The sequence below is a fragment of the Amycolatopsis sp. NPDC047767 genome, assembly GCF_040704195.1.
GTDB lineage: Bacteria > Actinomycetota > Actinomycetes > Mycobacteriales > Pseudonocardiaceae > Amycolatopsis.
Genome location: NZ_JBEYSJ010000003.1, coordinates 69090 through 91376, shown reverse-complemented (window position 1 = coordinate 91376; position 22287 = coordinate 69090). Strand labels below are relative to the sequence as shown.

Sequence of the window (22287 nt, the reverse complement as noted above, 5' to 3'; positions counted from 1 at the left end):
TCTCCCAGAACGATCAGTGCTAACCGTGCAGATCAGGCGGGGAGGTTGTATCACGACTCGGGGATGCGGTGCGGGACGAACGCGGCACCGTCGTCGGTGACCAGCCCGCTCGTCTCGCGGATCCCCAGCCCGGCGGACGAGTCCCCGACGATCCACGCGCCGAGCGCCGGCCGGTAGCCGTCGAACTCGGGCAGCGGGTCGAACGCCTGGTAGACGTAGCCCTCGGCGCCGTAGACGCCGTCGGTCTGGGTCTCGTAGCCGGTGGCCACGATCTGCACGTTGGCGCCCTCGCGGCCCAGCTTCGGCTTGCGCACGTACTCCGTGAGCAGGCCCGGGTCGTCGGTGAACGCGGGCAGCAGGTTCGGGTGCCCGGGGTAGTTCTCCCACAGCACGGCCAGCAGCGCCTTGTTCGACAGCAGCATCTTCCACAGCGGCTCGACCCACAGCGTGCGCGGCATCGTCTCCACGGCGAAGCGGCCGAACTCCTCGTCGACCACCCATTCCCACGGGTAGAGCTTCACGACCGTGGACATCTGCGCTTCTTCGAGGTCCACGAAGCGCTTGAGCACCGGGTCCCAGCCGATCTCCTCGATCGAGAGCCCCACGGTGTCGAGCCCGGCCTCCGCGGCCGTCTCCTGCAGGTACGCGGTGGTCACGTGGTCCTCACCGGAAGGATCGGCCGAGGACCAGGTGAAGTGCAGCTCGTTGGACGGCAGCTTGTCGCCGATCTCGCGCCAGCGCTCGACGAGCTTCTCGTGGATGGAGTTCCACTGGTCGTCGTTCTCAAAGACGGTCGTCTTCCAGTGCCACTGCAGCACCGACGCCTCGAGCAGCGTGGTGGGCGTGTCCGCGTTGTACTCCAGCAGCTTGGCCGGCGACTTGCCGTCGTAGCGCAGGTCGAAGCGGCCGTAGACGTGCGGGTCCTGTCGCTTCCACGACTCGGCGATGTGCGGCCACACCCACTCCGGGATGCCGAACCGCCGATAGCCCTCGGTGGTCACGACGTTGTCCACGGCCTCCAGGCACATGGAGTGCAGCAGCTCGACGTCGGCTTCGAGCGAGAGGACCTCGTCCATGTCGAAGACGTAGTGCACCGACTCGTCCCAGTACGGGCGCGCCTTGCCTGCGCCGTCGCGCGCCGGGGTGCCGTAGACGAGGCCCTGTTCCTCGACGATCCGCTGCCAGTCGCGCCGCGGCTCGCTCCGGTCCCGATACACCTACGAGCCCCCGCTCTTGCCGGTGCCGCCCGTGCCGCCGGACGTGCCCGTCTTGCCACTGATGCCGAAACCACCGCGTTGCACCGTTTTGCCCGACTTCGTCGAGACGTTCGTGTTCCCCGACGGCGCGGTGAAGGTGCCGCCGGCAACGCGCTGGCCGATGGTGCCGGTGCCGCCGTAGTTGTAGCGGTAGCTGTTGAAGCCACCGCCCACGAGCGGGATGATCCAGAAGCCGCCGCTCTGGTAGCCGTGCTGGCTGGTGACGTAGCTCTCGTCGCAGAACTGGTCGTTCTGGATCACGCCGTTGGCGTCCGTGCACACGGCGGTCTCGTTGGTCGGCTTGGCGACCGTGTAGAACGTCGCGACCAGGCCGGCCAGGCCGACGGTGACACCGCTGCCGATGAGGATCTTGCGCTTGGTCGCGGCCTTCTGGTCGGCCTTGCGCGCGGCTTCGGCGGCCTCGGCCTCCTCGCGTTCCTGGTCCGCGATCGCCTGCCGGCGGGCGCGCTGCTCGGCGAGCGAGGGCTCCCTCGGCGTGGTGCTCTCGTTCTGGAACCGCATGGATCCGCGCGGAGTCGGCTCCGTTGGCGGCTCTTGGGGTGGCTGGGCCCCGTTGCTGTCGTCCTGCGTCATCTGCGCTCCGTAATCCCCCGGCACCGCGAAGTCTCTTCCCACACTAACGACCCGGGACGCGCACGGCTCGTGCGGCGCGGGCATCATGGGTATCGATGTCTCCCGACGCCGAGCGGTTCCACTCGCCACTGCAGACCCTGACCACCCGCGTGGTGATGGCCGGGGTGTTCCTGGGTGCCGTGATCGCACTGGGGCTGTCCGTCGCGTTCTCGTGGACGGACTCCTTCGCGGGTGGCGCCGGTGGCGGTGAAGGCAAGCTGTCGGCCGCGGCCCAGGAGGCTTTCCAGTCGCCGCCGGGCAGCTGCCTGACCTGGAGCGCACCGGACGCGTCCGACGTGCGCAAGGTCCCCTGCACCCAGTCGCACCTGTTCGAGGTGACGGGCCTTGCCGACGTCGGCGCGCAGTACAACGCCGAGGCGCCGTTCCCGAACCTCGACCAGTGGCAGCAGATCGCGCAGACGAAGTGCAACGCCGACGTGACGCCGTACCTCGGGCACCCGCTCGACCCGTACGGCAAGCTCACCACGAACCTGCTGCGCCCCAGCGCCGACCAGTGGGCCGACGGCGACCGCCAGCTCCGCTGCGGCCTGCAGTGGGCCGGCCCCGGCGGCGCCCTGCAGCCCACCACCGGCCCGGCGAAGACGCAGGACCAGTCGGCGGTCTGGGCGCCCGGCACCTGCCTCGCTCTCGTGGGCAAGGGCGTGGGCGACCCGATCGACTGCAGCCGCCCCCACTCGTACGAGATCATCGCGACGCTCGACCTGGCCACCCAGTTCAAGGACGGCTACCCGGACCAGGACAAGCAGGACAAGTGGCTCGACACCGAGTGCCACAAGGCCGCCGACGACTACACCGGCAAGGCCGACCTCAGCGCCAAGAAACTCATCCTCGGCTGGGACCTGCGCGAGCAGGAAAGCTGGGACGCCGGCTCCACCAAGGTCAACTGCAAGGTCGCCGCCCCCCTCGGCGACAACAGCGGCTTCGTCGCCGTCACCGGCAGCGTCAAGGACAACGCCGGCCAGCCCGACGCCGCCGGCCCACCCTCCGACAACGGCGGCGGCCAGAGCAGCGCCCCACCCACCAGCACCGGGTCCCGCTGACATGCCGGTCGAAATGACCCGCGCGCGCTTCGAGGAGCTCGTGTCCGAAGCCCTGGACCAGGTCCCACCCCAGTTCGCCGAGGCGGTGGACAACGTGGTCGTCCTGGTCGAGGAGTTCAACGACGAGTCCCCCACCATCCTGGGCCTCTACCACGGCGTCGCCCTCACCCGCCGCACCACGAACTACGCCGGCGTCCTGCCCGACCGCATCTCCATCTACCGCCGCCCCATCCTCTGGATGTGCTCCACCGAGGCCGAGGTCGTCGACCAGGTCCTCATCACCGTCATGCACGAACTGGGCCACTACTTCGGCCTGGACGACGACCGCCTCCACGAACTCGGCTGGGGCTGACCCCCGCACCCAACGCGGCATTCGTTGCACTCAACGCACCCAACGCCACATTGGGGCGCTCCTTGCCCCACTCACCCCCGGCCGCCTACCCAAACCGGCCACACCACCCACCCCACGCGGCCCTTGCCCCACTCACCCGCCAGCCGCCCACACACCTCGCCACCCACACACCCCACGCGGCCCTTGCCCCCACTCCACCCCCGGCCGCCCACAGACCTCGCCGCCCCACCCACCTCCGGCGGCCCTTGCCCCCACTCACCCCCGGCCGCCTACCAAACCGAGCGCACCACTCACCCCACGCGGCCCTTGCCCCCACTCACCCGCCACCCGGCACCCGGCACCCCAACCCAACCCCCCCACACACCCCTCCCCGAACCCTTCCCCCACCCAGCCCCCCGATTCTTTTCCCACAACACGGTAGGGATCGGCTTGTCAAGGCACGCTTTCCCGCCTTGACAAGCCGATCCCTACCGTCGTGACAATCAAAAATCGGGGTTCCCGCCACCCCCACCCTCCGGCAATGGTGCGCTCCGCGCGCCGAGCCGACAGCAACCCGACAGCAACCCACCAGCACCCGCCACCCACCCCCAGATGACGAATCAGCTTCAACCCCCGAACTACTCCATCGAGAGCAGTGCCCACCGACGATTTTGGTGCTGAAATAGCACATCACCCGGCCGGCGGGAGGACGTGAATGACCGCACTCGACACCCCACCCCTGCCGGACGACGACCGCCGGACTCCCCAAGTCGACAAAGCCGAGACCGCCGACCCCCAGGACACCCCGGCACCACCCGGAAACTCCCGAAGACCCCTAGTCCTGGCCGCCACCGCAGGATTCACCATCGGAATCCTGATCACCGGCCTCCTCTGGGGCCTCTCCGGCCAACGCGGCGGCGCCAACGTCGACGCAGCAGCCGCCTGCGACGCCTTCGCCCGCGCCGGCCACCTCCCCGACACGACCAGCGGCTACGACCCCGCCGCCTTCACCCGCCTGTCCGACGACTCCGCCCACCGCATCACCGCGGCCTACGAACTCGCCCAGGCCGCAGCCGCCTTCGACGGCCAGTACCAGCCCCTGGCCCAAAGCCTCGCCGGCGTCAACGGAATGGTCCTGTCCGGCCGCTTCGACAGCCGATCCGGACAGGACGACATCATCCGCATCCAGCAACTCTGCGCGAGAGGCTAGGAACTCAGGCCCGCCGCACCGTCTTCACCGCGAGCTGGTTGCCGGGCAGCTTGTCCCCGGCACACCCCGTCCCCGGGTCGGGCAGGAACTTCGACGCCGTCTCCTGCGGCAGGTACACCCGCAGGCCCTTCACCGCCGTCGGCTTGCACACCGCCGGGTCGAAGTTCGCGACCTGCGCGAACTGCACGTCCGCGGCCGCCGACTGACCAGGCTGCAGCTTGATCGCGTCACCCTTCGTTCCCTCGCGGAAAGCGGACAGGCCGACCTGGTGCCCGTCGTCGCCGGTCACGTAGGAGACGCCGGGGAAGCCCTGGATCGTGCAGGACTTGCCGCTGGAGTTCTTGATCAGGATCGGCCGGTAGACCGAGCCCGCGCCCGCGTCGCCCTGGCCGAGGGAGAGCGTGACGTCGCCGGCCTTGCACAGGCCGTTGTCCACCGGTCGGCCGGACGCCGGCGTGCTGTCCGAAGAGGACTCGGACGAGCTGGCCGTGGGCGCCGGTGACGTGTCGGACGTGCTGGCCGAGGTGTCGGAACTCGGCGTGTTGCTCGCGGTCGGCGTGGTTCCGCTACCACAAGCCGACAACAGCAGGGCGCCGGACGCGCCCAACGCAGCAAGAAAGACCAAGGGAATCCGTGGTTTTGTCGTGCTTACCATTTCACTTGCCTCCCCGTGCTGGGTAACCACCGTTCAGTGGACGTGCGACCTCCGCACCGGGTTGCGCCGGCATCGTGAACTCTTCACCAGACGGAAGGCGATCATGACGGGCTTTTCTCACCAGGCATGGCAACACACGGTGAAACTACAACACGCCATGTCGGTCCACCCGTTCAACGAAGAGCTCGCGACCGGCACTTTGTCGCGCGAGCGATTCCAGTTCTACCTGGTCCAGGACGCGCGTTACCTCGTCGGCTTCGGCCGCGCGCTGGCGGCCGCGGCGGCCAAGGCACCGGAGGTCGACGACGTCGCCTTCCTCGCCGGAGCCGCGCGCGACGCCATCGTGATCGAGCGCGAGATGCACGAGAGCTACTTCAAGTGGTTCCGGCTCTCGGAGACCGATCTGGCCGACATCGAGACGTCGCCGACGTGTGTCGCGTACTCGTCGTTCCTGCTGGCCACGGCCCACACGGGCAGCTACGGCGAGCTCCTCGCGGCGCTGCTGCCGTGCTTCTGGGTGTACCAGAGCGTGGGCGCCGGGATCCTCGCGCGACAGTCGCCCGAAACCGACAATCCGTACCGGCCGTGGATCGACACGTACGCGGGCGACGAGTTCGAAGCGACCGTCCGCACGGGCCGCGACGCCCTCGACCGCGCCGCCGACGCCGCGGGCGAGGCGACGCGCGAAAAAATGCTCGCCGCTTTCACCCGGGCGTGTGAGTACGAGTGGATGTTCTGGGACAGCGCCTACCGCCAGGAAGGCTGGCCTGTGTTTTCTGCCTAGGCTCCGCCTAGGCGCGCGAGATCGCCTCAAGCCAACCTCTTCCCTCCCAATGTGCCCGGCCCGGGGGGCCAGACACATCGTGAGGGAAGAGATCGGCGCGATCTCGCCTCGTGGTTGCTATAGGGGCGTATCGACCCACGTCAGGCAGCGCCAGCCGTCAGGCTGGGCCTCCAGCTCGACGACGCCCGTGTTCGGGATCAACGCGCTGCTCGCCAGGTCGGCGGGGACGTTCGGCGCCAGGAACTCCGCGCCGAGCCGGATCGCGCCACCGTGGCTGACCAGGACGACGATGCCGTCCGGGTCGGTCTGTTCGTGCTTCGCCCGCAGGTCGTCAGCGGCGCCGACCATGCGGGCCCGCACCTGGGCGCCCGACTCGCCGCCGGGGATGGCGGCGTCGAGGTCGCCCTCGGTCCAGCGCTTGGCCGTCTCGAGGTAGGTCCGGATCGACTCGGCGTCGGTGGCGCCTTCGAGGTCGCCCGCGTCCACCTCCTTCACGCCCTCGATCACCTGCACCTCGAGGCCGAGCACCTCGGCCAGCGGCGCGGCCGTCTGCTGCGCGCGCGTGGCCTGCGACGCGTACACGGCCACGATCGGCTCCGCGGCGAGCCGGCCCGCGAGCGCCTTCGCCTGCTCCTGCCCCAGCTCGGTGAGCGGCGGGCCGGGCAGCGCGGTGTCGAGCGCGCCCCTCACGTTGCCGTCGGTCTGGCCGTGGCGGACGAGGAACAGTCTCACGCACCTTCTCCCTTCAACACGGCGTCGACCCAGGCTTGGGCGTCGACGAAGTCCTGGTTGCCCGCGCCGGGCTCGACCGTGGCGGCGACGTCGTCGGCCCGCGGGTGCGAGCCGAGGAACCGCAGGTGGCAGCGGCGGCGCAGCGCGGCCATCGCGGAAACGATCCGCGGCTCGGCGACGTGGCCCTCGAAGTCGATGAAGAAGCGGTACTCGCCGAAGTTGTTGCGGGTCGGGCGGGCGTCGAGGCGCGTGAGGTTGATGCCGCGGCTCGCGAGCTCGGCGAGCAGCTCGGCCAGCGTCCCGGTGCGGTTCACCGCCGCCGCGACGATCGACGTGCGGTCGGCGCCCGTCGGCTCGGGCAGCTCGCCGGGGCGGCGGACCAGCAGGAAGCGCGTCTGCGCGTCGGGCACGTCGGCGACGCCCGTGGCCAGCTCCTCCAGCGCGTAGTGCTCGATGGCGACCGGGGCCGACACGGCGGCGTCGTAGGTGCCCTCGACCACGCCGACCGCGGCCGATGCCGTGGACGAGGACGCCACCACGGTCGCGCCGGGCAGGTTCGCCTCGAGCCACTCCCGCACCTGCGCGAGCGCGTGCGGGTGGCTCGCGACGGTGCGGATCTCGCCGCCGCCAGGACGCGTCAGGACGCTGAAGTGGATGGGCAAGATGGTCTCCGCGACGGCGACCAGGGGGTCTCCGTCGCTGAGGCCGTCGAGCGTCGTCGGCACGACGCCCTCCACGGAGTTCTCGATCGGTACGCACGCCGCGTCGGCCGCGCCTTCGCGCACGGCCGTGAGCGCCAGCCGGACGGTCTCGTAGGGGGTCAGGTCCTCGCCCGGCGCGAGCGCACGGGCGGCCTGTTCGGTGAACGTGCCCTGAGGGCCGAAATACGCGATCCGCAACACGACCGCCAGGCTACTTACAACACACGTGTCGGTTTTCACTCGGACAGCCGGTACGCCAACCGGTTACGCCGGGTGGCTTTTTTTGCCATGCTTGAACCGTGACCGCCGAATCGGGCACACACACCGGGCGCGAGGACATCGGCCCGCCGGTTTCGTCCCGGACGCCGGAACTCGTGTTGTGCGCCGTCGATGAACCGCTCGCCGCCGCGTGGACCCACGCCCTCGGCCGCCTCGAAACCGAGGCCGCCGCGGTCCGGGTGCACCGTGGTTCGGTGCTGGACGTCGTCGCCCAGGCCGTGGTGAGCCCCGCCAACTCCTACGGCTGGATGCGCGGCGGGATCGACGCCGTCTACGCGCGCGCGTTTCCGGGTGTGGAGCAGAGCGTGCGCAGCGCGGTCTTGGCTTCGTACGGCGGAGAGCTGCCCATCGGCGAGGCCGTGATCGTGCCCACGGGCGAGGCCGAGCCGGCGTGGTTGATCAGCGCGCCGACCATGCGCGAGCCCGGCGAACGGCTGCCCGCGGACACCGTGCACCCGTACCTCGCGGCGCGCGCGGTGTTCCTGCAGTGGCAGCACGGGATGCTCGAGGAAGGGCCGGTGCGAGAGGTCGTGGACACCATCGCGATGCCCGGCTTGGGCACCGGCGTCGGCGGCGTCGACCCGGCCACGTGCGCGCGCCAGGTGACCGCGGCGTGGGAGGAAGTTTTCGGCCGCCGCCGTAACCCTCGGTGATCGCGCTGGGCAACGGTTCAGACCGCGTGCAGCACATCACAGCGCGTTCACGCGCGGTAGGCCCTACCGTTGATGGAGCGTTACTCGCAAGGTAGTGCCCAGTACGGAGCCAGCGCAGGCGACGGCCGAGGAGTGTGCGATGCCACGGGTCCGTGAACTCAGTCCCTACGTCGAGCTTCACCGGGAACAGTGGCGGGAGCTGCGCAGCTCGACCCCACTGCCCCTCACCGCCGACGAGCTGGTCCGGCTGCGGGGTCTCGGCGAGCAGATCGACCTGGCCGAGGTGGCCGACGTCTACCTGCCGCTGTCGAGGCTCATCAACCTGCAGGTCAAAGCGCGGCAACAGCTGTACGAGGCCACGACCACGTTCCTCGGCGAAGAGTGCGTGAGCACGAAGGTGCCGTACGTGATCGGCGTCGCCGGCAGCGTCGCGGTCGGCAAGTCGACCACGGCCCGCATCCTGCGCACGCTGCTCGCCCGCTGGCCCGACCACCCGCGCGTGGACCTCGTGACCACCGACGGGTTCCTGTACTCCCGCGACGAGCTCACCCGCCGCGGCATCATGCACCGCAAGGGCTTCCCGGAGAGCTACGACCGGCGCGCCCTGCTGCGCTTCGTCACCGAGGTGAAGTCCGGCGCCGAACGCGTGTCCGCGCCCGTGTACTCGCACCTCGCGTACGACATCCTGCCCGGCCAGGAACAGGTCGTGGAGCGCCCGGACATCCTCATCATCGAGGGCCTGAACGTCCTGCAGCCCGGCCCCCGCCTGACCGTCTCGGACCTCTTCGACTTCTCCATCTACGTCGACGCGCACACCGACGACATCGAACGCTGGTACGTCGAGCGCTTCCTCAAGCTCCGCCACACCGCCTTCTCCGACCCGGCTTCGCACTTCCACCACTTCGCCGGCCTGGACGACGACGAGGCCCGCGAGGAAGCGCGCCACCTGTGGAGCACCATCAACGAACCGAACCTCATGGAGAACATCAAACCGACCCGCCCGCGCGCCACCCTCGTGCTGCGCAAGGACGCCGACCACTCCATCAACCGCGTGCGCCTGCGCAAGCTCTGACGGCGTTGTTCGACCGCTCTGTCACCCACATAGCCCTCTCCAGCCCCACTTCCTCACCCTCCGCCCTCCGACCTCGGCCGATCGGCCAGTTCGGAGGGCGGCTTCGTAACCAGTTGGCCGATACCGGGCGAGCCTCGTGAAAGCGACCCTGAACAGAAGGGAAATTCGCATCTGACCTGGGAAGGAGGCCCCCGGTGTTCTCAATCGTCCTCACGTGGGTCGGCGCAGTACTCGGACTGGCCCTCTTCGTCGCCATGGCCGCCAGCACCTTCCTGGTCGACCTGGACGAAGCCATGCGCGAACGCCGCCGCAAGGCCGCCACCGCAGCCGCCGCCGTCCCCGTCCCCGCAGTCCCAGGCCAAACCCCAACGGCATAAACGACAAAGCCCCAGCCACACCGGCCGGGGCTTTCTTTTTTGTTTTTTAGCCACCCACACAACCGCACCAGTTCACCCACTCACCAGTGCACCCAGACCCACCCCTGCACCTCGATTCCCGCCTTCCACACGGTCTGGACTATTTGTCAAGGCACGCTTTCCCGCCTTGACAAATAGTCCAGACCGTAGTGACACTAAAAAATCGGGGTTCCGCTCCGCCATTCCCAGCGCAATGATCCGCGCCAGCGGATCGAGCCACCTGCGATCACTCCACCGCAGTCAACGCCTCCCGATACCCTTCCAGATCATAATCCAACCGATCCTCATCATCCTCAGCCTCTTCCAGTTGCCCCTCCAGCACAGCCACCAACTCCCCCAAAACCTCTTCCCTCGTCAACCCCTTCTCGATCAGCTTCTGAGCCGCCACCCAAACCTCTTCAGGCGAGTCCTCCCAAAGCTGATCCACCACCGACGTCTCCAACGCCAGCCTCAACCCATCCGCGCCATCGAACTCATCATTGGCCAGCGATTCGTGATACTCCGGATGCCCACCAATAACCAGCATCCGCCGCTGCTCCGGATCCGACGGATCCAAATCCGTCAACTCCTCATCCCCGATCACCGTGGACAACTCCGGCACCGCGAACCGTCGCCGCTCCACAATCCCCAAAACCTCTTCAGCGGATTCCGTCCCGTCCAGATAATCCGAAACCTCATCCTCTTCGGATTCATCTTCATCGGACAGATACTCCGCCAAGTACTCCTTCACGTCCTCCACGAGAGCAGCCGAAGCAACCTCCGACAACCCATTCCGCGCCGCCGCCCACGAAGCCCACGCCAACACCACCGGCGGGACGAGATCCTCATCCTCGACCTCGTAGTCCCCACCCAGCAACGACTCCAGGAACCGCGCCAGCTTCTCCGGCCCGACCCGCAACGGATCCGCCGGCTCCGTCCGGCACCCGTGGTCCACCAGCAGCCGCGCCACCGACCGCGCCGCCTCGACGTCCGCGAACGACACCTCCCCGAGGAACTCGTCCACCACCGCGTCGCGTCGCGAATCCGGCCATCCCTCCACACCACGAGCAGCCGACGGCTCCGGCAACGCCCGCAACCACGCCATGGCCACCGCGTGGAACCGCGTGTAGTCCTCACCGACGTCGGGCTCGTCCATGCCATCCGTCGCGGCGATGCCGTCGAGCAGCAGGCGGTGCGCGTCGGCCGGGTCGACCTTCTCGAGGACCACGAGCTCACCGTCGTCCGCGATCTGCGTGCGCATCTCCGCGAGGACCTCGTGCGGCTCGTCGATCACCACGAGGTCGCGGACGCGGCCGAGCTCGGTGAAGTCGAGCAGCGCCAGCAGGCCGAGCGTCGCGTCGCCGCGGGAGAACGTGCAGAGCAGCGAGGACTCGTCGCCGTAGACGTCGCCGGTCCGCCAGATCTCACCGACCGTGACGCGGCCGACCTCACCGGCCCACTCGGGCTCGGGGATGCCGCGCGAGAGCACGACGGCGAGGGCGTCGGCGGCCGCCGTGCGCTCCTCGTCGGTCTCGGCCAGCACCTTCAGCGCGGCCAGCAGCGCCGCGGCGCCGGGGGTGATCTTGCGCTGCACGAACGCGATGAGCTCCAGGCCCAGCTGCTCGCCGCCCTCGGGCTCGCCCTCGATCGTGAGGTCCCACCACTGCCCGAGCACCTCGGAGGCGAGGAGCTCGACGTCGAACGGACCGGGCTCCACCGCGACGGTGGAGAAGTCCCGGAGGACGTCCTTGAACAGGCCGTTCACGCTCGGCGTGGCGGGCTGGGGGGTCTTCTTGCGGGCGCGGCTCACCGGACTCATGCGGAACATCGTTGCATCGCTGGTGCGCGCGCGGATCCGCGGGACGCGCGGCCGCGGTGGCCCCGGGCGCGGTATCCGCCGCCGGCCAGGGAGCCGGCTGCGAAGAGGGACCACCGCGACGTCGCGGAAAAGAGCTACGTGCGAGGTGTTTCAGCTGGTCAACGAGCCGGACGCCGGAAGGTTACGCGGTTTCGGCAACGCGATCCGCGCCGCGCGCACTTCCGCGATCAGCCGCGTCTTGCGCCGGTGAACACTCACCAGGTCGGCCAGGTACCCGGTGAACTCTTCCGCCGTGCCGGCGCGTTTGTGCAGCGTGCGCAGCTTCTTCAGGTGCTTCGCCGCTTCACGGTAGGCCTGCGGGTCCTTCTGCTCGATGAGCTGCTCGATCTGGCTGCGGTAGACCGGGATCGTCTCGGCCGGGTGCGCGACCTCGCGCGTCGCCGCCAGCTCCACGCGCAACGCCAGCGACCCACCGAACCGCACGCACGCGCGCCACGCCTCGTCGGGCCGATCCTCGGCGAGCAGCGCCCGCGCGAGCTCTTCGGCGCCTTCTTCGCTGTCGGCCGCGCGCTCCCTCAGCCGCGCAAGCGCCGCGACGCGCTGCACCGACCACACGCCCGCTTCGACGGCCGCCTCGCGCAACGCCGTGTACGTGACGTTGCCCGGCGCCTCGTCGAACTCCTTGCGCCGCAAGGCGACCGTCTCGTCTTCGGCCTCGGGCCTCGGGGCTTGGGTCTTGTGCGGCGTGAGCGCACGGGCCGCGTGCGCGATGGCCTCGCTGTGCCGCCCGGCCGCCCGCAGCACCCGCACGATCTTCAGGCTCACATCCACCCGCGGCGGCTTGGCGGACAGGATCGCGACCAGCGCGTCCACATCTCCGCGGACCTCGGCGAGCTCCTCCAGCAGCCGCTCCGCGACGTCCCGGCGATACCCCGTCGGCCCGGCCGTCAGGATCTCGTCCACAGTGGACTTGACTCGCTCGAGCCCCTTTTCCCCCAACGCCTCGGCAAAATCCGCCAGCGCGATCGTCGGCCGTCCCGGCCCGTCGAACTCCACTTCCAGCAGCCATTCCGCCAGCTGCTCCGGATCGGGCGGCCGCGCGACACACGCCCGCGCATACAGCTCGACCGCGAAATCCAGCTTGTCCCCGAGGTCCCCGGACGGATCCCCGGACTGCTCCAGCACCTCGCCGATGTCGTCCACCGTCCGGCGCGCGAGCGGCGCCAGATCCGCCGGGCTGCCCGCATCGAGCAACCGCTCCAGCGTGTCCAGCACCGCACCCACCTTGGCCGTGTACTCGACGTTGCCATCCTGCACGGCGGTGTCCAACAACCGATGCGCCTCCGCCACCTCACCCGATTGAGTGGCGCACCGCAATTCCAGCGAATGCCGTAACTCAGGGTCACGCCGCGCCTGGGCGTACAGCAGGTCCACCAGCGTTTCCGCGTCCAACGTACGCAGGTAGGGCCGCAGATCCGGGGGAGCACTCACGCGCACCAGTCTGCCCCATGCCGTTCGCCGCGCGTGTGGGCCAACTGCGTGCTCTTTCCGTCCCACCCACACACCCGGGGTGACCTGTGGTTATGGCCGGTTGGGGTTGTGGTGACCGGTCTTTGGAGGACTCCTCGAGCTCAGCGGGTCGCCGAACCGCTGCGTGCTGTCCCCGCCCGGTGGCGCGGTGCTGAGCGTTGCCGCAGGTCCGTTCCAGACCCCTGCTCCGGCCCGGGCGACCGCGGCGATGCATCCATTCGAGCCAGCCGCCGCGGGTCCGTGAGGCGGTCGGCGAGCCGGATCGCCACCGCCATCACCACGCCGGCGAAGACCACGATCGCGACGCCGCCGGCGAGAGCGCCCCCGAGGGTGCGGTGAGCGTGGTCAACCGTCATCTGCACCGCGAAGTTGTTCTGCTGCGCGAAGAGCTCCCCCAGCCCACGCCCCGCGACGGCCGTAGCCGCCCGCCACGTCGGGGCGGCGACCGGCAGCGGCGCCGCGTCCGCGAAGGCGTTTTCGACCGCCGTCAGCGTGCTCCAGTCCTCGCCGCGAACGAGCGCTTCGTACCGGTCCCGGCCACTCTGCGTGAGCCGGCCCGCGGCGCTCGACAGTGTCGTCCGGTATCCGCCCACCGCGTCCGTGAAGAGCCGCCGAGTGGTCCAGTCGAGGCCTGCCAGTGCGAGGGAATCCGCGCGGTACAAGCCTTCCGTCGCCACCAGCAGGTCCACGGCCGTGTTCTGCTGGTAGGCCGTCTCCGCGTCCGGCGCCGCCCGGGCGAGCTCGCGCAAGCCGGCGATGGCGTCGTCGATACGCTGCGTATAACCGGTGTACTCAGCCAGCCGGTCGCCCGCGAGCAGCGCGTGGCCCCGCCGCTCCTGCAGCCCGACCACGGTCCGCGTCACGTCGTTCGACGCCCGCGCCGTCTCGTCCGCCAGCCCGCGCACGTGATTCGCTTGCTGCACCAGGAAAATCCCGATCACCAACGCCACCAGCACCAGCGCCGCACCGGGCACGAACGCGATCAGGACCACGCGCCTGCGCAGGTACTCCACGGCCCTTCCTTCCGCTTTTCCCCGACCCGGCCAACCACGCTAGGGAAACCGCCGAGCGACGGTCAACGAAAGTCCGCCATACGGCCGTTAGCCCACCGTGACCGCCGTGGTACGCAATCTCCCGTGACTCTCGACGCGCTCACCCAACGCCTCCGCGACTTCGCCGCCGCCCGCGACTGGGAACCGTTCCACCACCCGAAGAACCTCGTCATGGCCCTCTCCGGCGAAGTCGGCGAACTCATCTCCCTCTTCCAGTGGCTCACGCCCGAAGAAGCCCGCGCATACCGCTCCGACCCCACCCTGACCACCAACGTCCGCGACGAAATCGCCGACGTCCTCCTCTACCTGATCCAACTGGCCGACTCCCTGGACATCGACCTCCTCGAAGTGGGCAACGCCAAGGTCGACCGCAACGAGACCCGCTTCCCACCCGTGCAGCGCTGATCAGCCCGCCGCAGGGGCTCGGCCGGTTTCGCTGACGTACCAGCCACCCACAAGAAGGCCAACGCCGAGCACGCCGAAGAAGAACCCGCCGCCCAGGGCGAGGCCGCCGAACAGGCTGATCACGGTGATGAGCATGAGCAGCAAGCCGACGGCCATCATTGCGCGGCCGCCGACGACGGCGGGCAGGCGTCCGGCAGACTTCGGCGCGGAGTGTGCTGGAACCGGCGCGAACTGCTGAGTCGGCTGCGGCGGTGCGGCGGCCGTGGCTTCCTCGACAGGCCAGTCCGGAACCGGCTCGTACCGCGCAGGAGGCGGCGCCGGCAGCTCGTAAGTAGGAGACGGCGACGCAGGGGGCAGGTCGAAGCCAAGGGCCACCGGAGCCGTGGCGACGTCGACGACATCGGCACCCAGGTCCGCCGCTCGGGTCAGGCGGGGTTCCGTCGGCGGGACGCTCGCGTCGTACGCGAGGTGGGTGACGGTGGCCGTGAGCTTCTTGGCGAGTTGCACGCCCTCGTCGAGGACCCGGGCGCGGAGCTGGTCGGCCTCAGCGGTAGTGCCGAGTACCAGCACGCGCGTGGCTTTGCGGTCGGTGGTGGTCGGGCGAAGGTCGGCGACGACGTTGGGAACATCGAGCGCCGCGGCGACCTGACGAAGGGCGCGGTCCTCGTCAGCGGTCACCACGCCGTCGGCCTCCGCGACGGCGCGCAGCGCAGAGACGAACTCGGCGTGGAGGTGCCGGACGTCAGGCTCCGGCAGGCCCGCTTCGGCGGCCAGCCCGGCGAGCGCCCAGACTTCTTCGCCGGACAGGTACTCGTCGGCGACGGCCTCGGCCAGCAAGTCCAGGTACGCCGCGCCGGCGGAGTCGGCAGTCGACGGCGAGGTCACGACCCGGTCGACGACGCCGGACATCCAGCCGCGCTCGGCCACCTCGACGTCAGGGCGGCGGAGGATGCGCCCGCCGGGGGCGTAGCGCGGGAGCTCGGGATACCGCGGCGGCGCGGCGAACCGCAGCCCGTGCGTGCCGACGAGCGCCGTCACCACCTGGGCGCACGCGCGAGCCGACGCCGACGCTAGGTGCGGCGGGAAGTCACGGATACCGAGCGCCCGCGCGATCGTGGCCAGCCGATAGTTCGGCAGCCGCAGCGCCTCCTGCGCCGCGATCGCCGTCGAGACGCCCGGGAGCGCAGGCAGCCGCACGCCCACGCGAGCCACCTCTTCGGCGAGAAACCCTTGGACCAGCGGCAAGTCGTGCGCCACCACCACCGCGCCACGGCACAGGTCCAGCAACGGCCCGAGGACGTCCGCGAACGACGGCGCGCCGACCAGGTCTCCGGCGGTGATCCGGTGCGGACCGCTCCAACTCGCCGGTAGCGACCGGCCGGGGTCGATCAACGTCGCCAGTTCTCCCAGCACGGCGCCGTCACCCCGCACTCGCACCGCTCCCAGCTCAACGATCCGACCCGAACGCAGGCCGGTGCTCTTCACGTCGATCGCCGTGAAGTCGACCCCGCGACCGGCCAGCCGTCCACTGCGGGTGAGCGGCAGGAATTCGATCAAGTCGGCCATCGAGTCCGCACTTTCTTCTGAGAGGGTTCCGCGGAGGATCGCTCACGCGCGGTTGATCGTGACAGCCTTTTCCCGAATTCCCGAATCCGTGACAATTTCGTAATATCAACTCGGGGCTGTTCAGGTGATGATGGTCAGTTGCGCGTCATGGGCGTAACGCCGACGGGTTTTCCGACGAGAACCAGTCAGCACATCGCAGCCAGGATCGAGGAATTCCCGAATGCATCCCACCCCGGCGCCCGCCGCGCGCCCCCGGAAGCGTTTTCCGAAGTGGCTGATGGTCACGCTCGGCGTTTTCGTTGTTCTGTTCGTCCTGGGTGCCATTTTCGGCAAGGCCCCCGAAACGCCGACGCAGCCCGTCGCCGCACCCGCGGCCCCCACCACGACCACCCCCGCCGCCCCCACCACCACTTCGGCACCGCCACCCGTCACGTACACCGTGAACAACGTCGTGGACGGCGCCACCGTCGAACTCGCGGGCAGCGACGGCACCCACCGGACCGTGCACGTCCTCGGCGTCACCGTGGCGACCGGGAGCAACTGCTACGCAACGGAAACGCTGGCCTGGGCGACCAGCAAGCTCGTCGGTTCCGCGGTGAAGGTCACCACGGACACGACGACCGGCGTCGCGCTCGCCCTCGCGGACGGCACCGACTACGCGACGACCGCGGTGCAGAACGGCTACGCCAAGTTCGCCGTCGACGCGACGTCAACAGCCCTGCAAGCAGCGGAAACGACCGCGCGCCAAGCAGCCACGGGACTGTGGGCGGCGCCGTGCAAGGGCGCGATCGACGCCCCGACGCCGCAAGCTCCCGCCCCGCCGGCACCGCCGGTGACCAAGAAAAAGGAAGCTCCGGCGCCGCCGCAAACGCACGAAGAGCCGCCGCCCGTTCAGGAGCCGGACACTTCGTCGGTCTACTACAAGAACTGCGACGCGGTCCGTGCGGCCCACGCCGATCCGCTTTACGCGGGCCAGCCCGGTTACAGCCGAAAGCTCGACCGAGACGGCGACGGCGTCGCCTGCGAATAGACACGACAAAGTGCGCGGATGGCTGAGGCCGTCCGCGCACTTGTTCGCGGGTCATGAAATCGCGGGAACGTTTTCCTCAAGATCATTGAGCAAAGCGTGCACCGGCGCCCAGCACAACATGACACTGTCCTGATCGAACCTCGGCTGCTCCGCCAATTCCTTACGCGGGTGCACGAAGTTTCGAAAATCGCGGACGGTGTGCACAAACTTCGTCGCGTCGAGTTGAATCCAGTCCTTGCCGTGGGCAATGTCGATCATCTGCTGCAGCGTGACTCGATCCGGTTTGTTACGCCGACCCGGATCACGAGGGTTCGGGAACCCCTTCTCCCGCAGCTCCTCATCGCGCTCCAACAGCAACTGCAGCAACAGCCCCTCGACGATGCTCCCGATCCCGATCACCGCCATCGTGTAAGCCCCACCGCTCTCGCAGATCCGGGTCTCCTCCAGCCGACCCATCAGCATGTCGATGGTCACCGGATCGGCCAGCAGCTTCTCCAGCCGGCGGCGGAAGTCGGCGGGCTCGGAGAACGTCGGCTGCTTCCCGTCGGAGCCCAGGCGCCCGACCACGGGACGGCCGGACACCACCGTCACGACCAGGCCCTCCGGCGCCAGCTTCTCGTTGACCATCGCGCGGAACTCGTCCGCGATCACCGCACCCTCGTCGTATTCAATCGGGTCGCACACGCGGCAGAGGAACCGCTCGACGTCCGCGCGGTTCTCCCGACGCTCCTCGAGTTGCTCGGTCAGCCACGGGATGCGCGGCGAGCCGTCGTACTCCGGCGGATCGGCCCAGCCCGCGGCAGCCAGCAGCTCGGTGAGCTGGTAACCCTTGCGTTCGTACGGGCCGCCCATGTCCACGACCACCTCGGCGAGCCGTTCGACGGTCTTGGAGTCCAGCGGGAACATCAGTTCTCCTCCTTGTCGGCGAGCTGCTGGGCGATCTCGATCGCCCGGCTCAAGCGCTCGACGATGAGGGAGCCACGTCGGCGGAAACCGAGCTCGGTCATCACCTGCTGAAGCCGGTCGTCGCGATCGAGCAGGAGCCCGTCGCTCATCAGCCAGCGGCAGATCCCGATGAGCTGCCGTTCGGTGTACTCCTGGATCTTCAACCCGGCGGGCACATCAGGCCTCGGTCCCCGCGCCACCGGAACCGCGGCGACAACCGGCGCCGCCGGGACGATCTGCTCCACAACCGCGGGCTCGGCATCAGCGTCGGCCATCGCCTTCTCCCACGCCGCCACGATCCGGTCCGTTTCCCCGACGGGGTCCGCGAACCACGCCGACGACCACAGCCGGTGAAACCGCCAGCCGAGCGTCTCGAGGTGCGTCTGCCGAAGCCGGTCGCGGTCCCGAGCGCTGTGCGAGCTGTGGTACTTGTGCCCGTCGGCCTCGACGGCGAGCACCATGCGGCCTGGATCGTCGCGATGCGCGAGCGCGAAGTCGATCCGGTAGTCGGAGAAACCCCACTGCGCGTGCACAGGCACGCCGCGGCCCTTCAGTGCGACGTCGATGGCTCGCTCGAAGCCGTTCAGCTCGCCGGCGACGTGCCGGCCGACCACGTCGATCGAGCCCCGCCGCTCGGCGAAGTCGAGGTAGCGGCGCAACAACTCCGTGCCGGTCACGCGTTCGGACGGCCGCAGATCGGCGGCGGTGAACGACGCCACCACCGTCATCCGCCGCTTCGCACGGGTGACTGCGACATTCAACCGTCGCTCGCTGCCCTGCTGGTTGAGGATGCCGAACGCCGTGTAGTTGATCTTACCCGCGGCGTCGCGGGCCACACCCACGCTGAGGATGATCGCGTCGCGCTCGTCGCCCTGTACGTTTTCCAGGTTCTTCACGAAGAACCGCCGGCCGAGCTCGACCTCGCCGGAGAAGAATTTTTCCAGTTCAGGGTGGTCCCGCCGGGCTTCGCGCAGCGCCCGCTCGACCCGCGCCTGGTGCTTCATGCCGGGCGTGATCACGCCGAGGCTCTCGTCGGGTCGGAGCCGTGCGTGCTCCAGCACCAGCTCGACAACGCGGGCGACCTCGGCCGGCGCGGAGCCGTTCTGCCCCGGCGACGCTTCGCCGTGCACGACCTCCAGCGTCACCGGGCTTTCCTGGTGAGCACCGGGGAAAGTGACCAGGCCGTTGCGGTAGATCTCCCGGTTGGAGAACGCGATCAGCCGCTCATCGGCACTGCGGTAGTGCCAGCTCAGCATCTCGGTGTTGGGCACCACCGGCCGCAACGCCGTCAGGATGGATTCGAAGTCCGAGAGCTCGCCCGTGAAGTCCTCATCCTCTTCATCGTCGGTCACGGCGCGGTCGAAGAACGCAGACGGCGGTAGCTGCTTCTCGTCGCCGGCGACCACCAGGCGGTGGCCGCGCATGATCGACGTGATGGCGTCGTGCGGGCGGATCTGGCTCGCCTCGTCGAACACGACCAGGTCGAACAGCCTCGCGGCCGGCAACATCCGGCTCACCACCAGCGGCGACATCGCCCAGCACGGCCGCAGCGCGAGCAACACGTCCGACGCCTGCTCCACCAGCTTGCGGGTCGGCATGTGCCGGGTCTTCAGGCTCGCCTGCTTCTTCAGCACACTCGCCTGCTCCGGGTGCTGCTCCTTCGCCTCCTTGACCTGGCGGGCCACCGCCCGGCGCACCCGCGCGGCGGAGGTCACGCGGTGTTCGACGTCCTGGGTGCGGAACTCCTCGGCCGCGCGCGTCTGCCGCTCGACGACGAACTGCGCGAGCTCCGGCACGGTCAGCTTGAGCTCGTCTTCGATGGAAGCCAACCAGATGCGGGTGAATGCGGCCCAAGCGCCGTCGGCGTCCAGCTTCCGGGCCGCGATCTCCTCCACGAGGGGACCCAGCCCGAGCTGTCGGAACCGGTCCTGCAGGGCGATCAACGTCGGCATCCTGAACAACGTGTCCTGGTCGGCGCGCAGCTCACCCAGGCGCTGCTCGATCTGCGGCGCCGGCCCGTTCTCCAAGTCCGGTCGCCGGGCCGAGAGCGCCACCGCGGCGAGCTGACGACGCAGCTCGGCGTAGTCCTTCATCATCTGGTCCAGGCCCGTGACATGCGCGGGCTGCGTGTGCCGGCCGCCGAGAGCCTGCCACTGGTCGCGTTGCCCGGCGATGCGCATGAGCTGCGCGCGCAGCTCGGGCTTCTTCGTGACGTGCTGCGTGGACATGGCGCGGATCTGCTTGACGAGCGCACGCCGCTGCTTCCACGGCAGCTGCTGCGGGTAGCGGGCACGGGTGGCGCGATCGGCCGTCGCGTAGCAGAACGCGTCGAGGTGGGTGCCGAAGATGTCCGGACCGAAGGCGTGCACGCTTGACGAAACCTGGTCCAGCAGCTCCAGCACGTCCTGCCAGCCCGCGATGTCACGTGGCGGCATGAGCCCGGTCTGGCTCAGCAGCGCGTGCATGCCGTCCTGGCCGCGCTTGAGCGTCTTGTCAGCCAGCTGGTCGAGCTCGGCCAGCACCCGCCGAGCGTCGTCCGTCGTCCGGACTTCGGCGTTGCACCACGGGGTTTCCCTGCGCACCAGGCGCGGGCCACCCAGCTCGACGAAGTCGCGCAGCTCCTGTTCGAGCTTCCGGACCACGGTGGCGTTCAGGGCCTGCAGCTGAGCGCCGCGAAACGCGCCGGGCAGCCGGTCTCCGGGTGGAAGCGACAGCAGCCGGTCGCGGACCTCGTACGCGCTCAGCCCCCACGGCTCGCGCACCGCGTGGAGTTCGCGCGACTGGTCCAGCAACCGCTGTCGCGCGCCGGAAAGGCGGCCGTGCAGTGGCTCGGCGTCGACCGGCGGCTGCTTCGTGACGGCTTCGAGGCTGTCCGAAAGCTGCTTGGCGACGTCGCGCTTGCTGATCTTCTGCTGGTGCAGGTCGAGGACGAGGCCGCCGAGCTGCACGTCGGCCAGGCGGTTGAGCACCGCCTCGATCGCCGCGCGCTTCTCGGCGACGAACAGCACCTTCTTCCCGATCGCTGCCGCCCCGGCGATGATGTTGGCGATCGTCTGGCTCTTGCCGGTGCCAGGCGGGCCTTCGATAAACAGGTGCTGCCCGGCCAGCGCGGTCATGATCGCCCGGTGCTGCGACGAGTCCGCGTCCTGCACCAGGAACTCGTCGGCGGGCTGGAGCTGGTCCACGGACTGTGGCGCGAACCCGGACGCCTCGCCGGCGAGCTCGGCCGCCGCCGGCTGGTAACCGGCGATCGCGGCGACGAGGTCATGGCTCGCCAGCAGCTCGGTGGCGTTCGCGAGATCCTCGACCATGGGGAGCTTGACGTAGTTGAACGTGCCGAGCACGACGTCGTTCTGCAGCGTGAGCTTCACGTTCTGCGCGGCGGCCACGGCGGCGAGCTCGCCGAACACGGCTTCGACCTGCTCCGCGTGCCCGGCACCCGAGGTGAGCACGTTCTCCACGTGCGCCGCGAAGTTCTCCGGGATGGTGATGCCGTAGTGCTCGTCGAGGACGTACAGCAGCACCGGATTGATCTCGACGTCCTCACCCGGCTCCACGGTGAAGTCGCTCTCCGCCGAGGTGCGTGGCTTCAGCGTCATCGGCCGCAACAACAGCGGCGCGCGCAGCGTCGGCAAGGGCTTGGCCCCCTTGTGCTGCTGGGGATCCGTGACCACGAAGCCCATCGCGATCCGGCCGACCTCCACGCCCTGCTCTTCCTCGAACAGCAGGATCCGGCGGGCCAGGCTCTGGGCGCTGGTGCAGGCGGCCCGGTGGCGCTCGGGTTCGGGGAACAGCGCCCGCAACGTGAGCTTGCTGCCGCCGGTCACAGTGGCGAGGGCGTCCGGCTCGGCGTTCGTCAGGTCAAGGCTGCCCGTCTTCGTGTTCTTGAAGACGACCATCGTGTTGTTGTGGCTGACGTCGATCAGCCGGTTTCGCCACTTGTCGGCCTGCGCCGCGACCAGCTCAAGCCGTTGCGGGTCGATCTGCGCGGTCATACCGCTTCGTCTCCTCGGCAGAACGGTTCTTCGGACCTGTTGTGGCACAGGGCCCGCCGTTCTGCGACGAGCCGTACAGAATGGCAGAAGATCAGGCCCGGCGGAAGAGGCCCGTAGGCGCGCCATCGTCCGTCACCGGAGAGGAAGATCGCGACGGCTCGGGATTTCGTGTCGGGTGCCGGC

At 69.3% G+C, this 22287-nt stretch carries 20 protein-coding genes; 9 read left to right on the top strand and 11 right to left on the bottom strand.

The features are described 5' to 3' along the window. Positions 1-50 precede the first annotated feature (50 nt). Complete coding sequence (locus AB0878_RS06525) at positions 51-1217, bottom strand: glutathionylspermidine synthase family protein (RefSeq protein WP_364043852.1); 1167 nt, start codon at positions 1215-1217, stop codon at positions 51-53. Beyond that, positions 1218-1778: a hypothetical protein gene (locus AB0878_RS06520; RefSeq protein ID WP_366577145.1), complete on the bottom strand. Its 561-nt coding sequence runs from the start codon at positions 1776-1778 to the stop codon at positions 1218-1220. A gap of 167 nt (positions 1779-1945) precedes the next feature. Here AB0878_RS06520 and AB0878_RS06515 point away from each other — a divergent pair, with 167 nt between their 5' ends. The 3 genes from AB0878_RS06515 to AB0878_RS06505 all read left to right on the top strand — a co-directional run bounded on the left by AB0878_RS06515 (position 1946) and on the right by AB0878_RS06505 (position 4491). Further along, positions 1946-2950, top strand: a complete 1005-nt coding sequence (locus AB0878_RS06515) for a septum formation family protein (RefSeq protein ID WP_366577143.1) — start codon at positions 1946-1948, stop codon at positions 2948-2950. Position 2951: 1 nt separating this feature from the next. Continuing rightward, positions 2952-3302 carry a metallopeptidase family protein gene (locus AB0878_RS06510; RefSeq protein ID WP_366577141.1) on the top strand — a complete coding sequence of 117 codons (351 nt, stop codon included), beginning with the start codon at positions 2952-2954 and terminating at the stop codon, positions 3300-3302. 694 nt (positions 3303-3996) lie between these two features. Continuing rightward, positions 3997-4491, top strand: a complete 495-nt coding sequence (locus tag AB0878_RS06505) for a hypothetical protein (protein WP_366577139.1) — start codon at positions 3997-3999, stop codon at positions 4489-4491. Positions 4492-4495: 4 nt separating this feature from the next. On the opposite strand, the gene AB0878_RS06500 is transcribed toward AB0878_RS06505, so the two are convergent. Further along, positions 4496-4927: a DUF4232 domain-containing protein gene (locus AB0878_RS06500; RefSeq protein WP_366577137.1), complete on the bottom strand. Its 432-nt coding sequence runs from the start codon at positions 4925-4927 to the stop codon at positions 4496-4498. A gap of 52 nt (positions 4928-4979) precedes the next feature. On the opposite strand from AB0878_RS06500, the gene tenA reads away from it, so the two are divergent. After that, positions 4980-5930, top strand: a complete 951-nt coding sequence (gene tenA, locus AB0878_RS06495; protein ID WP_366577135.1) for a thiaminase II — start codon at positions 4980-4982, stop codon at positions 5928-5930. A 117-nt stretch (positions 5931-6047) separates the two neighbouring features. Here the strand turns inward: tenA and AB0878_RS06490 are convergent, their stop codons facing one another. Together AB0878_RS06490 and pheA are read right to left on the bottom strand one after the other, a co-directional pair. Continuing rightward, complete coding sequence (locus AB0878_RS06490) at positions 6048-6662, bottom strand: histidine phosphatase family protein (protein WP_366577133.1); 615 nt, start codon at positions 6660-6662, stop codon at positions 6048-6050. Beyond that, positions 6659-7564, bottom strand: coding sequence for a prephenate dehydratase (gene pheA, locus AB0878_RS06485; RefSeq protein WP_366577131.1), 906 nt, complete (start codon positions 7562-7564; stop codon positions 6659-6661). The genes AB0878_RS06490 and pheA overlap by 4 nt, the downstream gene beginning before the upstream one ends. 98 nt (positions 7565-7662) lie before the next feature. On the opposite strand from pheA, the gene AB0878_RS06480 reads away from it, so the two are divergent. The 3 genes from AB0878_RS06480 (at position 7663) to AB0878_RS06470 (ending at position 9744) form a co-directional block, all read left to right on the top strand. Continuing rightward, positions 7663-8295: a macro domain-containing protein gene (locus AB0878_RS06480; RefSeq protein ID WP_366577130.1), complete on the top strand. Its 633-nt coding sequence runs from the start codon at positions 7663-7665 to the stop codon at positions 8293-8295. A gap of 139 nt (positions 8296-8434) precedes the next feature. Continuing rightward, entirely contained in the window at positions 8435-9367 is a 933-nt protein-coding gene (coaA, locus tag AB0878_RS06475) for a type I pantothenate kinase (protein WP_366577128.1), read from the top strand. Positions 9368-9561: 194 nt separating this feature from the next. Continuing rightward, on the top strand, positions 9562-9744 hold the full coding sequence (locus AB0878_RS06470; RefSeq protein ID WP_366577126.1) for a hypothetical protein: 183 nt from the start codon (positions 9562-9564) through the stop codon (positions 9742-9744). 265 nt (positions 9745-10009) lie between these two features. Here the strand turns inward: AB0878_RS06470 and AB0878_RS06465 are convergent, their stop codons facing one another. The 3 genes from AB0878_RS06465 to AB0878_RS06455 all read right to left on the bottom strand — a co-directional run bounded on the left by AB0878_RS06465 (position 10010) and on the right by AB0878_RS06455 (position 14124). Further along, on the bottom strand, positions 10010-11581 hold the full coding sequence (locus AB0878_RS06465; RefSeq protein ID WP_366577124.1) for a hypothetical protein: 1572 nt from the start codon (positions 11579-11581) through the stop codon (positions 10010-10012). 150 nt (positions 11582-11731) lie between these two features. Next, positions 11732-13072 (bottom strand): hypothetical protein, encoded by a 1341-nt coding sequence (locus AB0878_RS06460; RefSeq protein WP_366577122.1) that lies wholly within the window; start codon positions 13070-13072, stop codon positions 11732-11734. 140 nt (positions 13073-13212) lie between these two features. Beyond that, a complete protein-coding gene (locus tag AB0878_RS06455) occupies positions 13213-14124 on the bottom strand; it encodes a nitrate- and nitrite sensing domain-containing protein (RefSeq protein WP_366577120.1) in 912 nt (303 codons plus the stop codon). A gap of 123 nt (positions 14125-14247) precedes the next feature. Here AB0878_RS06455 and AB0878_RS06450 point away from each other — a divergent pair, with 123 nt between their 5' ends. Beyond that, positions 14248-14568 (top strand): nucleotide pyrophosphohydrolase, encoded by a 321-nt coding sequence (locus tag AB0878_RS06450; protein ID WP_366577118.1) that lies wholly within the window; start codon positions 14248-14250, stop codon positions 14566-14568. Here the strand turns inward: AB0878_RS06450 and AB0878_RS06445 are convergent, their stop codons facing one another. Beyond that, positions 14569-16134 (bottom strand): exonuclease domain-containing protein, encoded by a 1566-nt coding sequence (locus AB0878_RS06445; RefSeq protein WP_366577117.1) that lies wholly within the window; start codon positions 16132-16134, stop codon positions 14569-14571. Positions 16135-16354: 220 nt separating this feature from the next. Between AB0878_RS06445 and AB0878_RS06440 the strand changes: the two genes are divergently transcribed. After that, the gene (locus AB0878_RS06440) at positions 16355-17164 is read left to right on the top strand and encodes an excalibur calcium-binding domain-containing protein (RefSeq protein WP_366577116.1); all 810 of its coding nucleotides are present in this window, start codon (positions 16355-16357) and stop codon (positions 17162-17164) included. 51 nt (positions 17165-17215) lie between these two features. Here AB0878_RS06440 and AB0878_RS06435 read toward each other — a convergent pair whose 3' ends face one another. After that, the gene (locus AB0878_RS06435; RefSeq protein WP_366577114.1) at positions 17216-18070 is read right to left on the bottom strand and encodes a hypothetical protein; all 855 of its coding nucleotides are present in this window, start codon (positions 18068-18070) and stop codon (positions 17216-17218) included. Then, positions 18070-22104, bottom strand: a complete 4035-nt coding sequence (locus AB0878_RS06430) for an AAA domain-containing protein (RefSeq protein ID WP_366577112.1) — start codon at positions 22102-22104, stop codon at positions 18070-18072. The genes AB0878_RS06435 and AB0878_RS06430 overlap by 1 nt, the downstream gene beginning before the upstream one ends. Between the last annotated feature and the right edge of the window lie 183 nt (positions 22105-22287).

Excerpts from the sequence above, each read along its gene's own strand:
- AB0878_RS06445 (WP_366577117.1), bottom strand. The coding sequence starts at position 16,134 with ATGGCCGACTTGATCGAATTCCTGCCGCTCACCCGCAGTGGACGGCTG.
- AB0878_RS06430 (WP_366577112.1), bottom strand. The coding sequence starts at position 22,104 with ATGACCGCGCAGATCGACCCGCAACGGCTTGAGCTGGTCGCGGCGCAG.
- coaA (WP_366577128.1), top strand. The coding sequence starts at position 8,435 with ATGCCACGGGTCCGTGAACTCAGTCCCTACGTCGAGCTTCACCGGGAA.
- AB0878_RS06510 (WP_366577141.1), top strand. The coding sequence starts at position 2,952 with ATGCCGGTCGAAATGACCCGCGCGCGCTTCGAGGAGCTCGTGTCCGAA.
- AB0878_RS06515 (WP_366577143.1), top strand. The coding sequence starts at position 1,946 with ATGTCTCCCGACGCCGAGCGGTTCCACTCGCCACTGCAGACCCTGACC.
- AB0878_RS06465 (WP_366577124.1), bottom strand. The coding sequence starts at position 11,581 with ATGAGTCCGGTGAGCCGCGCCCGCAAGAAGACCCCCCAGCCCGCCACG.
- AB0878_RS06440 (WP_366577116.1), top strand. The coding sequence starts at position 16,355 with ATGCATCCCACCCCGGCGCCCGCCGCGCGCCCCCGGAAGCGTTTTCCG.
- AB0878_RS06520 (WP_366577145.1), bottom strand. The coding sequence starts at position 1,778 with ATGCGGTTCCAGAACGAGAGCACCACGCCGAGGGAGCCCTCGCTCGCC.
- AB0878_RS06435 (WP_366577114.1), bottom strand. The coding sequence starts at position 18,070 with ATGTTCCCGCTGGACTCCAAGACCGTCGAACGGCTCGCCGAGGTGGTC.
- AB0878_RS06505 (WP_366577139.1), top strand. The coding sequence starts at position 3,997 with ATGACCGCACTCGACACCCCACCCCTGCCGGACGACGACCGCCGGACT.